This window comes from Pseudomonas guariconensis, from assembly GCF_015680235.1.
Lineage (GTDB): Bacteria > Pseudomonadota > Gammaproteobacteria > Pseudomonadales > Pseudomonadaceae > Aquipseudomonas > Aquipseudomonas guariconensis_A.
Window position 1 is genome coordinate 1 of record NZ_JADLJL010000027.1, and the last position, 16,740, is coordinate 16,740.

Sequence of the window (16,740 nt, forward strand, 5' to 3'; positions counted from 1 at the left end):
CCAAGAGCAAAAGTAGGTCGCCGTAAAGGCGAAAAGGTGAGTGAGCGCCGCCATGGCGAATGGATATTTCGCTATTTTCAATGCAGTCGATTTTTAGAAACTGTTGGTTTTTGGCGTAAGCGCAAAGTCCGTTTGCGAGGGCGACGCTGAGTCACCTTTGCGCCCTTACGACGGGTCACTTTTTGTCAAACGCGACAAAAAGTAACCAAAAAACGCTGGCTCCTGCATCCGGCCCCTGCGCTGCGCTCCGGGGTCAATGATTGGGGCCGCTACGCGCCCCATCGCGGCACAAGGTGTTCCTACAGGATCACGCAAAGCTTGCACTGGCGGGCTGTCTGTGGGAGCGGGCTTGCCCCGCGATCAAGGGCGAAGCCCTTGCCAGAGGACGGAATACCCGGCCCGCCCCAATCGCGGGACACGTCGGATCGCCGCACCGCCGCTCCCACAGGCGCCTGCAAATGGGTTGAAGCTTGCCTCATTCCCATGCGAATTTGTGGCTTTGCGCGCTGTGCGTGCCTCCAATCGAAAAGCCCAACCAGGTACACGGACGATGAGTCACCCCTCGCAATTCACCCTGCTCGGCAAGCGGCGTTTCCTGCCGTTCTTCATCACCCAGTCGCTGGGCGCTTTCAACGACAACCTGTTCAAGCAGTCGCTGATCCTGGCGATCCTCTACAAGCTGAGCCTGGAGGGCGACCGCTCGATCTGGGTCAACCTCTGTGCGCTATTGTTCATCCTGCCGTTCTTCCTGTTCTCGGCGCTGGCCGGGCAGTTCGGCGAAAAGTTCGCCAAGGATGCGCTGATCCGGGTGATCAAGCTGGCCGAGATCGTCATCATGGCCATCGGCGCCACGGGCTTCGTCACCGGCCACCTGCCGCTGATGCTGCTGGCCTTGTTCGCCATGGGCACCCACTCGGCGCTGTTCGGCCCGGTGAAGTACTCGATCCTGCCCCAAGCCTTGCAGGAGGAGGAGTTGGTAGGCGGCAACGGCCTGGTGGAGATGGGCACCTTCCTGGCGATCCTGGCCGGGACCCTTTGCGCCGGGGTGATGATGTCCTCCACGCACTACGCCACGGTGGCCGCCACCGGCGTAGTGGCTACCGCGGTGCTCGGCTACCTGGCCAGCCGCTGGATCCCCCGGGCTGCCGCAGCTGCGCCGCAGATGAAGCTGGACTGGAACATCTTCAAGCAATCCTGGGCCACCCTGCGCCTGGGCCTGGGGCAAACCCCAGCGGTGTCTCGCTCGATCGTCGGCAACTCCTGGTTCTGGTTCGTCGGCGCCATCTACCTCACTCAGATTCCCGCCTATGCCAAGGACTGGCTGCACGGCGACGAAACCGTGGTGACCCTGGTGCTGACCCTGTTCTCGGTGGGCATTGCCCTGGGGTCGCTGCTGTGCGAGCGCCTGAGCGGGCGCAAGGTGGAAATCGGCCTGGTGCCGTTCGGCTCCTTCGGCCTGACGCTGTTCGGCCTGCTCTGGTGGTGGCATTCCGGCGATGTGCCGGTGGGCGCCGTGTCCCACGACTGGCTGGCGTTGCTGGGCATGGGCCAGGCCTGGTGGATCCTGCTGTCGATCGTCGGCCTGGGTGTGTTCGGCGGTTTCTACATCGTGCCGCTGTATGCATTGATCCAGGCACGCACCCCCGAAGACCAGCGGGCCCGGGTGATTGCCGCCAACAACATCCTCAATGCCTTGTTCATGGTGGTTTCGGCCATCGTCACCATCGTTCTGTTGAGCCTGGCCGAGCTGAGCATCCCGCAGCTGTTCCTGGTGGTGTCGCTGCTCAACATCGCGGTCAACGCCTATATCTTCCGTATCGTGCCCGAGTTCACCATGCGCTTCATGATCTGGCTGCTCAGCCATTCCATGTACCGCGTGGAGCACCGCGACCTCGAGCGCATCCCCGACGAAGGTGCGGCGCTGCTGGTGTGCAACCACGTGTCGTTCGTCGATGCGCTGCTGATCGGGGGTGCCATTCGCCGGCCGATACGCTTCGTCATGTACTACAAGATCTACAACCTGCCTGTGCTCAACTTCGTCTTCCGCACGGCCGGGGCCATCCCCATCGCCGGGCGTGGCGAGGACGAAGCCACCTACGAACGCGCCTTCGCCCGTATCGCCCAGTACCTGGCCGACGGCGAGCTGGTGTGCATCTTCCCCGAGGGCAAGCTCAGTGCCGATGGTGAAATCGATGTGTTCAAGGGTGGCGTGAGCCGCATCCTGCAGGAAACCCCGGTGCCGGTGATCCCGCTGGCGCTGCAGGGGCTTTGGGGCAGCTTCTTCAGCCGCGACCCGAACAAGGGGTTCTTCAGGCGCCTGTGGTCGCGGGTGACCCTGGTGGCTGGCGCCGCCGTCCCGGTGGACGCGGCGCAGCCCGAGGCACTGCGCGAGAAGGTCTGTGCCTTGCGCGGCGACGCGCGTTGAAAAGGGTAGAGGTGAAGGTCAGCCGGTGCTGACCTTCAGGCCGACCAGGCCGGCGACGATCAGCGCGACGCTGGCCAGGCGCATGAACGCCATGGATTCGCCGAACAAGATGATCCCGGCGATCACCGTGCCTACGGCACCGACGCCGGTCCAGACCGCGTAGGCGGTACCCAGCGGCAGTTCCTTCATGGCCAGGCCCAGCAGGCCCAGGCTCACGGCCATGGCGGCGACGGTCAAGGCGGTTGGCAGGGGGCGGGTGAAACCGTCGGTGTACTTGAGGCCTACGGCCCAGCCCACTTCGAACAGGCCGGCGAAGAACAGGATGATCCAGGACATGATGAGTCTCCATCGTGGCTAAGGATGGGGCCGTCCCCGGAATGGTCACGCAGTGCGTCGTGAGGTCGTCCTCACAGTGCGCACTATACTGCACATCTGCTTAGACCAAGGCAAGCCCGACTGCCCCATCGCCGGCAAGCCGGCTACCACAATTTGCCCCTTTGGGGGCCGGCTTGCCGGCGATGGGGCGCAAGGCACAGCGAGGCCTCAGACCCCCTGCGGAATCTCCTCGCCCCCCAGCGCCTCGAACAGCGCCGGCAGGAACTCGGTGAAGGTCATCATCATCAAGGTGAAGCTGGCGTCGAACTGCTGCTGGGCTTCCTCGCCGCCGTCCTGTTCGGCCTGCTCCTGCAGCAGTTCCTCGAACTTAAGGCGCTTGATCACGGTCTTGTCGTCGAGCACGAACGACAGCTTGTCCTGCCAGGCCAGGGCCAGCTGGGTGACCACCTTGCCGGTGCCCAGGTGCAGCTGGATCTCTTCGCTGGCCAGGTCCTGGCGCTTGCAGCGTACGATGCCGCCGTCTTCATGGGTGTCGCGCAGCTCGCACTCGTCCAGGACGAAGAAGTCGGCGGCCGGTTCCTGGGTCTTGACCCAGTCGGTCATGGTCGCGCTCGGGGCGGTCTTGACCGTTACCGGACGCACCGGCAGCGAGCCCATCACTTCACGCAGGGTCGACAGCAGGTCCTCGGCTCGCTTGGCGCTGGCCGAGTTGACCAGGATCAGGCCCAGGCGAGGGGCAATGGCGGCGAAGATCATCGAGCGGCGGATGAAGGCGCGCGGCAGGAACGCCTGGATGATCTCGTCCTTGATCTGGTCGCGTTCCTTTTTATAGACCTTGCGCATCTGTTCGGTCTCGATCTCTTCGACCTTTTCCTTGACCGCATCGTTGACCACGCTGCTGGGCAGGATGCGTTCTTCCTTGCGGGCAGCGATCAGCAGGAAGTCACCACTGACGTGCACCAAGGGAGCGTCCTCGCCTTTGCCGAACGGGGCGACGAAACCATAGGTGGTCAGCTCCTGGCTGGCACAGGGGCGGGCTGGCTTGCTGGCCAGGGCGGCTTCCAGTGCCTCGGGCTCGAACGGGACGTCCTGGGTCAGGCGGTAGGTCAGCAGGTTCTTGAACCACATGAGGGGGAATCTCTCCTTAATGCATAAGGCGGGCATTATTCTCCGAGCGGTGGCTCCAGGCCAACCCTGTCAGAGGGCCAGCAGCCTCCTATTAAGGTGGAAAAGGCCGGTTGCGCTAGGTCTTTGAAAGATCTGAAAAAAAATTTGAAAAAAGTGCTTGCCAGGGTGGAGGCTCCTCCGTAGAATGCGCGCCACACCGAGACGTTGGGTGATTAGCTCAGCCGGGAGAGCATCTGCCTTACAAGCAGAGGGTCGGCGGTTCGATCCCGTCATCACCCACCACTTCTCGATGTTTAGCGCAGCGGTAGTTCAGTCGGTTAGAATACCGGCCTGTCACGCCGGGGGTCGCGGGTTCGAGTCCCGTCCGCTGCGCCATATTCCAGCTTCCAGGGCCCACTGAACACCCGGAAGCCACAAAGAAAGCGACCTTAGGGTCGCTTTTTTTATTTCTGCTGCCTGATGTTGTCGTCAGGGTAGGTCGTGAGGCGGTTGTTGCCTGTGAGATCGCGCGCCGCCCGCGCGGCGCTCGATCTTACAGGCGCCAAAGCTGCTACGGCGAACCACCTCACATGCCACCAATTGGTGCGAGCCCATCGGTTGAGTGCCATTTCTGTGCCGGCCCTATCGCGGGGCAAGCCGTTTTTGTTCTCCTCAAGGACACTGGAGTCCCTGTGGGCGGGCTGATGCCTGCAATTGGCCCAGTACTTGCTGATGCTCCTGCATCCAGGCCATCAACGCCGATGGCCTCCACGACAAAGGCGCCGTGCTGCCCCTCCTGCTTCTGCAGGGCGGGGCGGCCGGCGCCTTTTTTCGTTCATGCGGCCAGGAGATCGACCGATGAGCAGCAGCGAAGTGCGCAGTGTTTGCCCATATTGCGGGGTAGGGTGCGGCATCGTCATGACCGTGACGGACGGCAAGGTCACCAAGGTCAGCGGTGACAAGCAACACCCGAGCAATTTCGGTCGCCTCTGCACCAAGGGCCTGACTGCCCACCTGCCACTGACCGCCGCTGGGCGCCTGACCCACGCGTTCGTCCGCCAGCAGCGCCATCAGGAGCCCGTGCAGGGCACCTTGGACAGCGCCATCGAACAGGCCGCCGGCCGACTGCGAGGGATCATCGACGCCCATGGCCCGGACGCAGTGGCACTCTATGTGTCCGGGCAGATGTCGCTGGAGGCCCAGTACCTGGCCAACAAGCTGGCCAAGGGGTTCATCGGCACGCGGCACATCGAATCCAATTCGCGCCTGTGCATGGCCAGCGCCAGCAGCGGCTACAAGCAGTCCCTGGGTGCTGACGGGCCACCGGGCAGCTACCAGGACTTCGAGCACGCCGAGGTGTTCCTGGTGATCGGTGCGAACATGGCCGACTGTCACCCGATTCTCTTCCTGCGCCTGCTCGATCGGCTCAAGGCCGGCGCCAGGCTGATCGTCGTCGACCCCCGGCGCAGCGTCACCGCCGACAAGGCCGACCTGTTCCTGCAAGTGCGCCCGGGTACCGACCTGGCCCTGCTCAACGGGCTGCTGCACCTGTTGCACCGCAACGGCCATACCGATGCCGACTTCATCGCCCGCCACACCGAAGGCTGGGAGGCGATGCCCGCTTTCCTCGAGGCCTATACACCGCAACGGGTCGCCGCCATCACCGGCCTCGCCGAAGCCGACATTCGTCAGGCCGCCGACTGGATAGGCCGCGCCGGCAACTGGATGAGCTGCTGGACCATGGGCCTGAACCAGAGCATCCACGGCACCTGGCACAGCAATGCCCTGTGCAACCTGCACTTGGCCACCGGTGCCATTTGCCGCCTGGGTAGCGGCCCGTTTTCGTTGACCGGCCAACCCAATGCCATGGGCGGGCGCGAGATGGGCTATATGGGGCCTGGGTTGCCGGGCCAGCGTTCGGCGCAGGTCGCCGCCGACCGTGCCTTCGTCGAGCAGCACTGGGGGCTCGCCCCGGGCAGCCTGCGCAACGAGAGCGGGGGCGGCACCGTGGCGTTGTTCGAACAGATGAAGGCTGGCTGCATAAAGGCCTGCTGGATCATCTGCAGCAACCCGGTGGCCAGCGTCGCCAATCGCCAGCAGGTCATCGACGGCCTGGGCCAGGCGGAACTGGTGATCGTTCAGGATGCGTTCCTCGACACTGAGACCAACCGCTACGCCGACATCCTGTTGCCCGCCGCCCTCTGGGCCGAGGGCGAGGGGGTGATGGTCAACAGCGAGCGCAACCTGACCCTGATGTCCCAGGCGGTCGAGCCGCCCGGCCAGAGCCTGGCGGACTGGCAGATCATCGCGCGCATCGCCTGTGCCATGGGCTACGCGGAGGGATTCGACTACCCCCACGCCGAGGCCGTGTTCGACGAGATCCGCCGCTTCTGGAACCCGGAAACCGGTTACGACCTGCGCGGCATCGGCTACCCCGAGCTGCGCCAGCGCCCCCGCCAGTGGCCCTGCGCCCCGGGCCGCGACCATGACCGCAGCCCGCTGCGTTACCACAACGATGGCGTCAGCCAGCACCTGCTGACTGCTGGCCAGGGCGCCCGGCCGGCCCTGGCGTTTCCCACGCCCAGCGGCAAGGCACGTTTCCTGGCACGCCCGTGGCTGCCGCCGACCGAACTGCCTGACGCGCAGTTCCCGCTGGTGTTCAATACCGGGCGCGTGCAGCACCAGTGGCACACCTTGACCAAGACCGGCAAGATCCCCAGCCTGAACAGGCTCGATCCGGGGCCCTTCGTCGAGCTCAACCCCGCGGACGCCGCGCGCCTGGGTATCGCCGAGCACGACCAGGTGGCCATCCGCTCCCGTCGCGGGCAGGCGGTGCTGCCGGCGCGCATCAGCGACCGGGTACAGGCGGGCAACTGCTTTGCACCTTTCCACTGGAACGACGTTTTCGGCGAGCAATTGGCGATCAACGCGGTGACCTGCGACGCCGTCGACCCGACCTCGTTGCAGCCGGCCTACAAACACTGTGCCGTGGCTCTGGAACGGGTCGGTGGAGCGCGTATCGAGGTGCTCGACCTGACGCCGCCGACGGTCGCCGAAGACGCCTGCGATGCCGCCCGCCACCGCGTGCTCTGGGCCTCGCAGACCGGCAACGGTGAAAGCCTGGCCGAGCGCTGCGGGCAAAGCCTGCGCGAGGCGGGTTTGGCGGTCGAGGTCAGCTGCATGGAGGCGATCAGTCCGCGCCAACTGCAAGGCTCTGCCAGTGTCGTACTGATCGCCAGCACCTTCGGTGACGGCGAAGCCCCTGCCAGCGGTGCAGGTTTCTGGCAGGCCCTGCAAGGCGAGCAGGGCAGCCATTGCGCTGAATTGCCCTATGCCGTGCTGGCCCTAGGCGACTCCAGCTATGACCAGTTCTGCGGCTTCGGCCGCAAGCTCGATTCGCGGCTGGCCGAGCTGGGGGCTCGCCGGTTGTTGGACCGTGTCGACTGCGAGCCCGACTTCGACGAGGCTTTCGCTGCCTGGCTCGATGCCTTGCTTGCGCAGCTGGGGGCAGCACCGGTCAAGGCCTCGCGCAAAAGCGTTGGCGGTGCAGCATTCGACAAGCAGCGCCCGTTGCCGGCCAGGCTGGTGGAAAACCGCCTGCTCAATGGCCCAGGCGCCAGCAAGGAAACCCGTCAGCTGGTATTCGACCTGGGCGACAGTGGTTTGAGCTACCAGGCCGGTGATGCCCTGGGCGTCTGGCCTCGCAATTGCCCGGCGCTGGTCGAGGAGCTGCTCGGTTTGATGAAGCTGGACGGCCAGGCCATGGTCGAACTCAGGGGGCACGCACCGATGCCCTTGGCCGTTGCCCTGGAGCGGCACCTGGACATCACCCGGGTCACTTCCAGCCAGCTGGAGGTTTTCAGCCAGGCGAGCAGCGACCTGCGGGGCATGCTGTTGCCCGAACGCAAGGCCGACCTGAAGGACTGGCTCTGGGGCCGGCAACTGGCCGATGTCCTGGGCGAGTTTCCCCAAACGCTGTCGTTGGCCGAATGGCTGGAGCTGCTCAAGCCGTTGCAGCCCCGGTTGTATTCGATCTGCTCGAGCCCCATCGCGCACCCCGGCCAGGTTCACCTGACGGTCTCCACGGTGCGCTATGGCGCGCGCAAGGGCGTGTGCTCGACCTTCCTCGCCGACCGCGCCGAAGGGGGCGAGGTGGCGATCTTCCCCCAGGTGGCGAAACACTTCCGCCTGCCCGAGGACGACCGTACGCCGGTGATCATGGTTGGCCCCGGCACGGGCATCGCGCCGTTCCGGGCCTTTCTCGAAGAGCGCCAGGCGCGTGGGGCGAGCGGGCGCAACTGGCTGTTCTTCGGCGAGCAGCACGAAGCCTGCGACTTCTATTACCGCGACCAGTTGCTGGCCTGGCAGGCCAGCGGCCACCTGCACCTGAGCACCGCGTTCTCCCGCGACCAGGCGTCCAAGGTGTATGTCCAGCAGCGCATGCTGGAGCAGGGCGCGCAGCTGTGGCGCTGGCTGGAGGAGGGCGCCTACTTCTACGTGTGTGGCGACGCCATGCGCATGGCCAAGGATGTCGACGCCGCCTTGCGCCACGTCGTGGCCGAGCACAGCGGCATGGGTAACGAGGCTGCCCAGGCCTATGTGGACGCCTTGAGCAAGGCCGGCCGCTACCGGCGCGATGTGTACTGAGTGCCCCAGGATGAGCAGGCGTGCACAGGATTGGGGCAATTTGTTTGGCGCAACTGCTTTGGGGACCGCCATCACCCACCTCAAGACCTAGCTCCTAGCAGAGTTGGCACACTCCCTGCTTTTGAACACTGACAACATGCCCTGCTGATCAACGGCGACCAGCCCGGGCCCAAACTGATGAGAACAGGCAAAGGCGCCTGGAGCTTCGGCTCCAGGCGCCTTTTTTTTCGCGAGGATCGGCTATGAAGGCAACAGCGAACAGCGGGCAACGGGAGCGACTGGTCATCGTCGGCAACGGCATGGTCGGCCACCACTGCGTCGAACAACTGATCGAGCGCGGCGCCCTGGCGCGCTTCGAGCTGCGGGTGTTCGGCGAAGAGCGCCAGCGCGCCTACGATCGCGTGCATCTCTCCGAATACTTCGGCGGCAGCGATGCCGAGGCCCTGGCGATGTGCGAGCGGGACTTCTACGACCGCCACGGCGTGCACCTGCACTTGGGCGAGGCCGTACTGGAAATCGACCGCGAACGCGGCGAAGTGGTCACCGCCGAAGGACGCTATGGCTATGACCACCTGATTCTCGCCACCGGGTCTTATCCCTTCGTGCCGCCGATCGAAGGTTCCAGCGGCACCGCACGTCTGGTCTATCGCACCCTGGACGACCTCGACGCCATCCGCGCCGCAGCCGGCAACGCCCGCCGAGGCGTGGTGGTCGGCGGTGGCCTGCTTGGCCTGGAGGCCGCCAATGCCTTGAAGTCCCTGGGCCTGGAAGCCCACGTCGTGGAATTCGCGCCGCGGCTGATGCCGGTGCAGCTCGATAGCGAGGGTGGTGCTGCCCTGCGCGCGCAGATCCAAGCGCTGGGCGTGGGCGTGCACCTGTCCCGGGCCACCCAGTCGATCAGTGCTGGCGAGGCCTACCGCTACCGCATGAACTTCGACGGCGGCGAGCACCTGGAAACCGACCTGATCGTGTTCTCCGCAGGCATCCGCCCCCAGGATGCTCTGGCCCGCACCTGTGGCCTGGAAATCGCCGCCCGGGGCGGCGTGGTGATCGACGGCGATTGCCGCAGCAGCGACCCACGCATCTTCGCCATCGGCGAATGCGCGTCGTGGAACGGCAGTGTGTTCGGCCTGGTGGCGCCAGGCTACGGCATGGCCCGCAACCTGGCGGCACTGCTGGCAGGCGAGCCTGCGCAGGCGTTCGCCGGTGCCGACATGTCCACCAAGCTCAAGCTGCTGGGGGTGGATGTCGGTTCCATCGGCGATGCCCACGGCGCCACGCCGGGCGCGCGCAGCTATCGCTTCATCGACGAGGCCAACGCGGCCTATCGCCGGCTGGTGGTGGATGCCAGCGGCAAGCGCGTGCTCGGCGCGGTGCTGGTGGGCGACAACAGCTATTACGACACCCTGCTGCAATACGTGCAGAACGGCATCGCCCTGCCGGCCGACCCAGCAGCGCTGATCCTGCCGCAGGGCGGCGCAGTACCCGCCCTGGGCGCCGATGCGCTGCCCGACAGCGCGACCATCTGCTCCTGTCATAACGTCAGCAAGGGCGCGGTCTGCGCCGCTATCGACAGCGGCTGTGCCGACCTTGCCGCGGTCAAGGGCTGCACCAAGGCCGCCACCGGTTGCGGCGGCTGTGCGGCCCTGCTCAAGCAGGTCTTCGAGCACGAGCTGGGCGCCCGTGGCGTGGCCGTGGACAAGAGCCTGTGCGAACACTTCGCCTACACCCGCCAGGAGCTCTACGCGCTGGTCCGGGTCGAAGGCATTCGCACCTTCGCCGACCTGCTCGCGCGCCACGGTAAGGGCCACGTCGGTTGCGACATCTGCAAGCCCACCGTCGGCTCGATCCTCGCTTCGTGCTGGAACCAGCCGATCATGGACCCGTCCCTGGTGCCGCTGCAGGACACCAATGACACCTTCATGGCCAACATGCAGAAGAACGGCACCTACTCGGTGGTGCCACGTATTCCCGGCGGCGAGATCACCCCCGACAAGCTGATCGTGATCGGCCAGGTGGCGAAGAAATACGACCTCTATACCAAGATCACCGGCGGCCAGCGCATCGACCTGTTCGGCGCACAATTGCACGAGCTGCCCTTGATCTGGGGCGAACTGATCGAGGCCGGGTTCGAGACCGGGCATGCCTACGGCAAGTCGACCCGCACGGTGAAGTCCTGCGTGGGCAGCACCTGGTGTCGCTACGGCGTGCAGGACAGCGTCGCCATGGCCCTGCGCCTGGAAGACCGCTACAAGGGCCTGCGCTCACCGCACAAGCTCAAGTTCGCGGTCTCCGGCTGCACCCGTGAATGCGCCGAGGCGCAGAGCAAGGACATCGGCGTCATCGCCACCGACAAGGGCTGGAACCTGTACGTCTGCGGCAATGGCGGCATGCGCCCGCGGCATGCCGAACTGTTCGCCACGGACCTCGACGACGAAACCCTGGTGCGAATCATCGACCGCGTGTTGATGTTCTACATCCGCACCGCCGACAAGCTGCAACGAACCTCGGTCTGGCGCGAGAGCCTCGAAGGGGGGCTGGACTACCTCAAGCAGGTGATCCTCGACGACAGCCTGGGCCTGGCCGGCGAGCTGGAAGCACAGATGCAGCATGTGGTCGACCGCTACGAGTGCGAGTGGGCCAATGCCCTGAAGGACCCGGAAAAGCTCAAGCGCTTCCGTACCTTTGTCAACGACCAGCGCCCCGACCCGGACGTGCACTTCGTGCGTGAGCGCGAGCAGCGCCGGCCGGCCGCACCCTTGCACCTGATCCCAACCACCCAGGAGGCTGTCTGATGAAACTGTCCAACGCTGCTGTCGCAACGCAACCCGGCTGGCAAACGGTCTGCCGGCTCCAGGACCTGGTCGCTGATTCCGGCGTGGTGGTCTGGCATGAGGGCGAACAGGTGGCGCTGTTCTACCTACCCGGCCAGGCCCAGCCGCTGTACGCGCTCGACAACCGTGACCCGCGCTCCGGCGCCAATATCATCGGCCGTGGCCTGGTCGGCAGCCTGCAAGGGCAGTTGGTGGTCGCGGCCCCGCTGTACAAGCAGCATTTCAGCCTGCACGACGGGCATTGCCTGGAAGATGCGGCGCAGGCCTTACGCGTATGGCCGGTGCGCCTTTGCGGCGATGCGGTGGAGCTTGCGGCGTGCGCTTGAAGGGCAGGGCGTGAAGTTGCGAGCTGCCAGGCAGGACGGTTCGCCTCAGCGACTGGGAAATATCCGTGAACTTATCGGACTTTCCTGGCTCTCATGCCGGTAGCCATTGGTGATGGCCGCCTGCTAAGCTCGCGGCTTTACCTGATTGCCCTTATGGCGCATGAACAAGGAACTAGCATGAAACAGCATCGTTTGGCGGCTGCGGTTGCCCTGGTTGGTTTGGTCCTCGCGGGCTGCGACGCTCAGACCAGCAGCGTCGAGCTGAAGACTCCGGCACAGAAAGCCTCCTACGGTATCGGCCTGAACATGGGCAAGAGCCTGGCTCAGGAAGGCATGGAAGACCTAGATTCCAAAGCGGTGGCCCTCGGCATCGAGGATGCGGTGGCCAAGAAAGAGCAGCGCATCAAGGACGAAGACCTGGTAGCGGCCTTCACCGACCTGCAGAAGCGCGCCGAAGAGCGCCTGGCCAAGGCCAGCGAGGAAGCGGCCAGCGCCGGCAAGAAATTCCTCGAAGAGAACGGCAAGAAGCCAGGCGTGGTCACCACCGCCTCGGGCCTGCAGTACGAAGTGGTCAAGAAGGCCGACGGCCCGCAGCCCAAGCCGACCGACGTGGTCACTGTCCACTACGAAGGCAAGCTGATCGATGGCAAGGTGTTCGACAGCTCCGTCGAGCGTGGCAGCCCGATCGACCTGCCGGTCAGCGGCGTGATCCCGGGTTGGGTCGAAGGCCTGCAACTGATGCACGTTGGCGAGAAGTACAAGCTGTACATCCCGGCTGACCTGGCCTACGGCGCCCAGAGCCCGAGCCCGCTGATCCCGGCGAACTCGGTACTGGTCTTCGACCTGGAACTGCTGGGCATCAAGGACCCGGCAAACGCCCAGGGCGAGGCGCCGGAAGCCGAAGCGCCAGCGGCTGAAGAACCCGCCAAGTAATTACCGCGCAAGTAACAACAGGGGCCGCTTCGCGCCCCATCGCGGGACAAGCCCGCTCCCACTCTCTGTAGGAGCGGCCTTGCGCCGCGATGGGCCGCAAAGCGGCCCTTTATCATGCCCAAAACACTTCCCTCTGTAGGAGATTACCCAGCCCTTCGGGCTGCGCTGTCGCGCAGAGAACAAGCGGCTAGCGCCGCCCCCCTGTGGGAGCGGCGGTGCGGTGGTCCGACTTGTCCCGCGATCAAGGGCGACGGTGATATCCGGCCCGGCCCAATCGCGGGACAAGCCCGCTCCCACAAGGCCCGCAAAATCAAATAGTTATGCGTTGTTCTATGAGAGCGGCCTTGTGCCGCGATGGGCCGCAAAGCGGCCCCCTTTGTCACGAACGAACCCCACACTTCCAATGGTGTCGGAGAAAGAGCAGCCCGCCGACGCAAAACGTTTGCGATTCTGAAACAGCTGTGTAAAAAACGCCCGATCTGAGCGAGACCCTTGCCCGGTGGGCACCTCGCGTCGGAAACTGCTCCCTGTTCACAAGGTTATCCACAATAAATGTGGATAACCTTCCCTGCCGATATGGAGGCCCCATGAGCGCACCCTGGAATTTCGCCCGCTTCCTGCCCCTGGCCGAGCGCCTGCTCAGCCGCGGTCGGCTGCCGGCCTTGCTGTTCGCCGTGGCCCGCAAAGGGCCCAAGCTCGGCAAGCTACGTGAGGACGTTCATCTGCTCCAGGGCTTGTGCCTGGCCTGGTGGCGTGGCGAATACCGCGCTATCAGCCCCAAGGCGCTGGTCACCGTGGTAGCGGGCCTGCTGTATTTCGTCAGCCCCCTGGACGCCATTCCCGACTGGCTGCTGGGCGTTGGCTTTCTGGACGACATCGCCGTATTGGGCTGGGTCCTCAAGGCTGTGGGCGACGAACTGAGCCGCTTCAAGGCCTGGCGCGACAGCCAGGCACCCGAGCGCCTGCAGGTGGTCGAACGCTTGCCGGACACCCCTGAAACACTGCGCCTGGAGCGCGGAGCGCCCTGAAATTGCCCTGGCCTGCGCATACGCCCGCGCTTGGACATATAATTGGCATAAGGATTATGCCTATGGATTACATGCAGTAATCCTACGTAAGGGGGTTGTATGGGTATTCAGGTCATCAGCCGGGACGGTCAGCCCGAGTATGCCGTGGTTCCGTGGGAACAGTACCAGGCATTGCTCAAGGCCGCGGGGCAGGCACCTGCCGAGGCACCAACGAACGAACCTGCAGTCGCCGCCGAGGCCCCGGCTCTGGCGGCATTGAGCGAATTGACGCACTTGCGCCAGGCCAAGGGCCTGGCGCCCGAGCAATTGGCGCGCAGCGTCGGCATCAGCCCGGCCTACCTGGCGATGATCGAGGCTGGCGAGCGCCAGCCGGATGCGGCGATCCTGCGCAGCCTGGCCTGGCACCTGGGCATCGCTGGCTGGAGCGAGCCGTCATGAGCCAGGTCAGGATCAGCCGCCAGCACTGGGACAACCTGTTGAACGAGCTCGATCTGGCTCGCCGCCAACGCCATTTGCTCACTTACCGGGCGCTGATCGAACGCCTGCAATTGCCCAGCCCGGCGATGCAGACCCTTACCGCAGCCCTGGAATACCTGGCCGTGCTCGATGCTCGTGCCGAGCAGCCGCTGCGCAGCTCGCTGGTGATCAGCCAGGGCGCCAGCCGCCTGCCGCGTACCGGTTTCTTCGAGTGCGTCGAGCGCCTGGGGCGTTTCTCCGGCCCGGTGGACGGGCTCGAGGCGGCGTCCTGGCATGCTTCGGAAGTGGTGCGGGTGTTCGAGTACAGTTACCCGGAACAGGCCTGAGCCAGGGGCTGCTGCGCAGGCCGATCGCGGCATAAAGCCGCTCCTACAGGCCGACGCTCAACCCTGTAGGAGCGGCCTTGTGCTGCGATCGGCCGCAAAGCGGCCCCCATACGAAAAAGGGGCGAACATCTCGATGTCCGCCCCTTTCCCTTACCGCTCGATGTGCCTTTAGTGCTTGGCCACCTGCGAGTTCAAGCTCAGGTAGTCGAGCAGGATGCGCCCGGTCTCGGCCAGGTAGGCGTCGTCCTCGGGCTTGGTGTCCTCGTCCTCGATCGGCAGGGCGTCCTCGTCTTCTTTCTTCAGCTCCTTGAGCGGCTCCTCGCCCTTGGCCTTGCGGCGAACGTTCTCCAGCGCCAGTTGCTTGGCCTCGATCGCATCGTGGCGTGCACGGCGTTCCTGCTCGTTGAGGCTGACGGTCTTCTCGTTCATCAGCTTCTGAGTCAAGGCCAGGCGGTCACGGATGTAGGCGAACTCCGGGTCCTTGGCGCTGCGTGCGTCATGACGGGCCTTGAGCTCGGCCAGGAACGGCTTGAACGGGTCGACCGCAGGGCGTACCACCGGGCGGATGGTATCCCATGGCATGGCCTCGGGCAGAGCGCTCTCGCCGATTTCCTTGGTGTCGATGATCGACGGGTAGTCGATGTCCGGCAACACGCCCTGGTGTTGGGTGCTCTGCCCGGACACCCGGTAGAACTTGGCCAGGGTCAGCTTCAGCTCGCCATGGTTGAGCGGCTGGATGGTCTGCACGGTGCCTTTGCCGAAGGTCTGGCCGCCGATGATCAGCGCGCGGTGGTAGTCCTGCATGGCACCGGCGAAGATCTCCGAGGCCGAGGCCGAGAGGCGGTTGACCAGCAATGCCAGTGGGCCCTTGTAGAAGGCGCCGGGGTTCTCGTCCTCGAGCACGTCGACGCGGCCGTCGCTGTTGCGCACCAGCACCGTCGGGCCTTTCTCGATGAACAGGCTGGTCAGTTCGGTGGCCTCCTGCAGGGAGCCGCCGCCGTTGTTGCGCAGGTCGATGACCACGCCGTCGACTTTTTCCTTCTGCAGCTCGGTGAGCAGTTTCTTCACGTCGCGCGTGGTGCTCTTGTAGTCAGGGTCGCCCGCGCGGTAGGCCTTGAAGTCCAGGTAGAAGGCCGGGATCTCGATGATGCCCAGCTTGTAGTCGCGCCCGTCCTGCTTGAGCTTGAGCACCGACTTCTTGGCCGCCTGCTCCTCGAGCTTGACCGCTTCGCGGGTGATCGACACGATCTTGCTGGTCTGGTCGTTCGGCGCATTGCTGGCCGGGATGATTTCCAGGCGTACCACCGAGCCTTTCGGGCCACGGATCAGCTTGACCACTTCGTCCAGGCGCCAGCCGACCACGTCGACCATTTCCTTGTCGCCCTGGGCCACGCCGATGATCTTGTCGGCCGGTGCCACCTGCTTGGTCTTGGCGGCCGGGCCTGCCGGCACCAGGCGCACGATCTTGACCTGGTCGTTGTCGCTTTGCAGCACCGCACCGATGCCTTCGAGCGACAGGCTCATGTTGATGTCGAAGTTTTCCGCGTTGTCCGGCGACAGGTAGTTGGTGTGCGGGTCGTAGGACTGGGCGAAGGTATTGATGTAGGCCTGGAAGATATCCTCGGCACGGGTCTGGTCCAGGCGCGACAGCTGGTTCTTGTAGCGCTTGGTCAGGGTTTCCTGGATCTGCTTGGGATCCTTGCCGGCGAGCTTCTGGCGCAGCACTTCGTCCTTGACGCGTTTGCGCCACAGGTCATCGAGCTCGGCCTCGTTCTTCATCCACGGCGCATCCTCGCGGTCGACCAGCAAGGTTTCCTTGGTGGTGAAGTCCATCTTGTCCACGCCCTTGGCCAGCTCGGCCAGGGCGAAGTCCAGGCGCGACTTCACGCGGTCCAGGTAGCGCTTGTAAATGGTGAAGCCAGGTTCGAGGTTACCGCTCTTGAGGAAGTCGTCGAACTGCGTCTTCCACTTATCGAACTGGGCGATGTCAGCGGCGGTGAAATAGCTGCGCGAGGGGTCGAGCAGCTTGATGTAGCTGTCGTAGATGATGATCGAACGGGCATCGTCCAACGGCGGCTTGCTGTAGTGGTGACGCTTGAGCAGCTCCACCACGTTCAGACTGGCGACGATCTCGTCACGGTCAGGCTGCAGGCTGTCCCACTTGTTGGCGGCCGCCGCATTACCACCGAGCGTGAGGCTGCCGAGGCCGATCAGGAGGGCGAGGGCAGTGCTGGGCAGGAAATGCTTCATGCTGATTCGACGTAAAGGCAATTGATCACGCATAGTAGGCCGTCTTTTCCG

The 16,740-nt window shown here is 64.7% G+C and carries 11 protein-coding genes and 2 tRNA genes; 10 read left to right on the forward strand and 3 right to left on the reverse strand.

The window, feature by feature from the left end:
• Positions 1-550: 550 nt before the first annotated feature.
• A complete protein-coding gene (locus tag IRZ56_RS17270; protein ID WP_196146052.1) occupies positions 551-2,425 on the forward strand; it encodes an MFS transporter in 1,875 nt (624 codons plus the stop codon).
• A gap of 18 nt (positions 2,426-2,443) precedes the next feature.
• On the opposite strand, the gene sugE is transcribed toward IRZ56_RS17270, so the two are convergent.
• Both sugE and rdgC read right to left on the reverse strand, forming a co-directional pair.
• Complete coding sequence (gene sugE / locus IRZ56_RS17275; protein WP_196146053.1) at positions 2,444-2,761, reverse strand: quaternary ammonium compound efflux SMR transporter SugE; 318 nt, start codon at positions 2,759-2,761, stop codon at positions 2,444-2,446.
• 207 nt (positions 2,762-2,968) lie between these two features.
• Entirely contained in the window at positions 2,969-3,889 is a 921-nt protein-coding gene (rdgC, locus tag IRZ56_RS17280; protein ID WP_084858652.1) for a recombination-associated protein RdgC, read from the reverse strand.
• Between the two features lie 206 nt (positions 3,890-4,095).
• Between rdgC and IRZ56_RS17285 the strand changes: the two genes are divergently transcribed.
• From IRZ56_RS17285 to IRZ56_RS17325, 9 genes are all read left to right on the forward strand, one after another.
• A tRNA-Val gene (locus IRZ56_RS17285) sits at positions 4,096-4,171 on the forward strand.
• A gap of 16 nt (positions 4,172-4,187) precedes the next feature.
• Positions 4,188-4,264: transfer RNA gene (locus tag IRZ56_RS17290), tRNA-Asp, on the forward strand.
• A gap of 462 nt (positions 4,265-4,726) precedes the next feature.
• Positions 4,727-8,515 (forward strand): bifunctional nitrate reductase/sulfite reductase flavoprotein subunit alpha, encoded by a 3,789-nt coding sequence (locus IRZ56_RS17295; protein ID WP_196146054.1) that lies wholly within the window; start codon positions 4,727-4,729, stop codon positions 8,513-8,515.
• 242 nt (positions 8,516-8,757) lie between these two features.
• A complete protein-coding gene (nirB, locus tag IRZ56_RS17300; protein WP_196146055.1) occupies positions 8,758-11,310 on the forward strand; it encodes a nitrite reductase large subunit NirB in 2,553 nt (850 codons plus the stop codon).
• The gene (nirD, locus tag IRZ56_RS17305; protein ID WP_196146056.1) at positions 11,310-11,675 is read left to right on the forward strand and encodes a nitrite reductase small subunit NirD; all 366 of its coding nucleotides are present in this window, start codon (positions 11,310-11,312) and stop codon (positions 11,673-11,675) included. Before nirB ends, nirD begins: the two co-directional genes overlap by 1 nt.
• A 177-nt stretch (positions 11,676-11,852) precedes the next feature.
• Positions 11,853-12,608, forward strand: coding sequence for an FKBP-type peptidyl-prolyl cis-trans isomerase (locus IRZ56_RS17310; protein ID WP_084858656.1), 756 nt, complete (start codon positions 11,853-11,855; stop codon positions 12,606-12,608).
• 587 nt (positions 12,609-13,195) lie between these two features.
• Positions 13,196-13,636 carry a YkvA family protein gene (locus tag IRZ56_RS17315; protein ID WP_196146057.1) on the forward strand — a complete coding sequence of 147 codons (441 nt, stop codon included), beginning with the start codon at positions 13,196-13,198 and terminating at the stop codon, positions 13,634-13,636.
• 99 nt (positions 13,637-13,735) lie between these two features.
• Complete coding sequence (locus IRZ56_RS17320; RefSeq protein ID WP_196146058.1) at positions 13,736-14,074, forward strand: helix-turn-helix domain-containing protein; 339 nt, start codon at positions 13,736-13,738, stop codon at positions 14,072-14,074.
• On the forward strand, positions 14,071-14,439 hold the full coding sequence (locus IRZ56_RS17325) for a hypothetical protein (protein WP_084854862.1): 369 nt from the start codon (positions 14,071-14,073) through the stop codon (positions 14,437-14,439). The genes IRZ56_RS17320 and IRZ56_RS17325 overlap by 4 nt, the downstream gene beginning before the upstream one ends.
• Positions 14,440-14,607: 168 nt before the next feature.
• Here IRZ56_RS17325 and IRZ56_RS17330 read toward each other — a convergent pair whose 3' ends face one another.
• On the reverse strand, positions 14,608-16,689 hold the full coding sequence (locus tag IRZ56_RS17330) for a carboxy terminal-processing peptidase (RefSeq protein WP_196146059.1): 2,082 nt from the start codon (positions 16,687-16,689) through the stop codon (positions 14,608-14,610).
• Between the last annotated feature and the right edge of the window lie 51 nt (positions 16,690-16,740).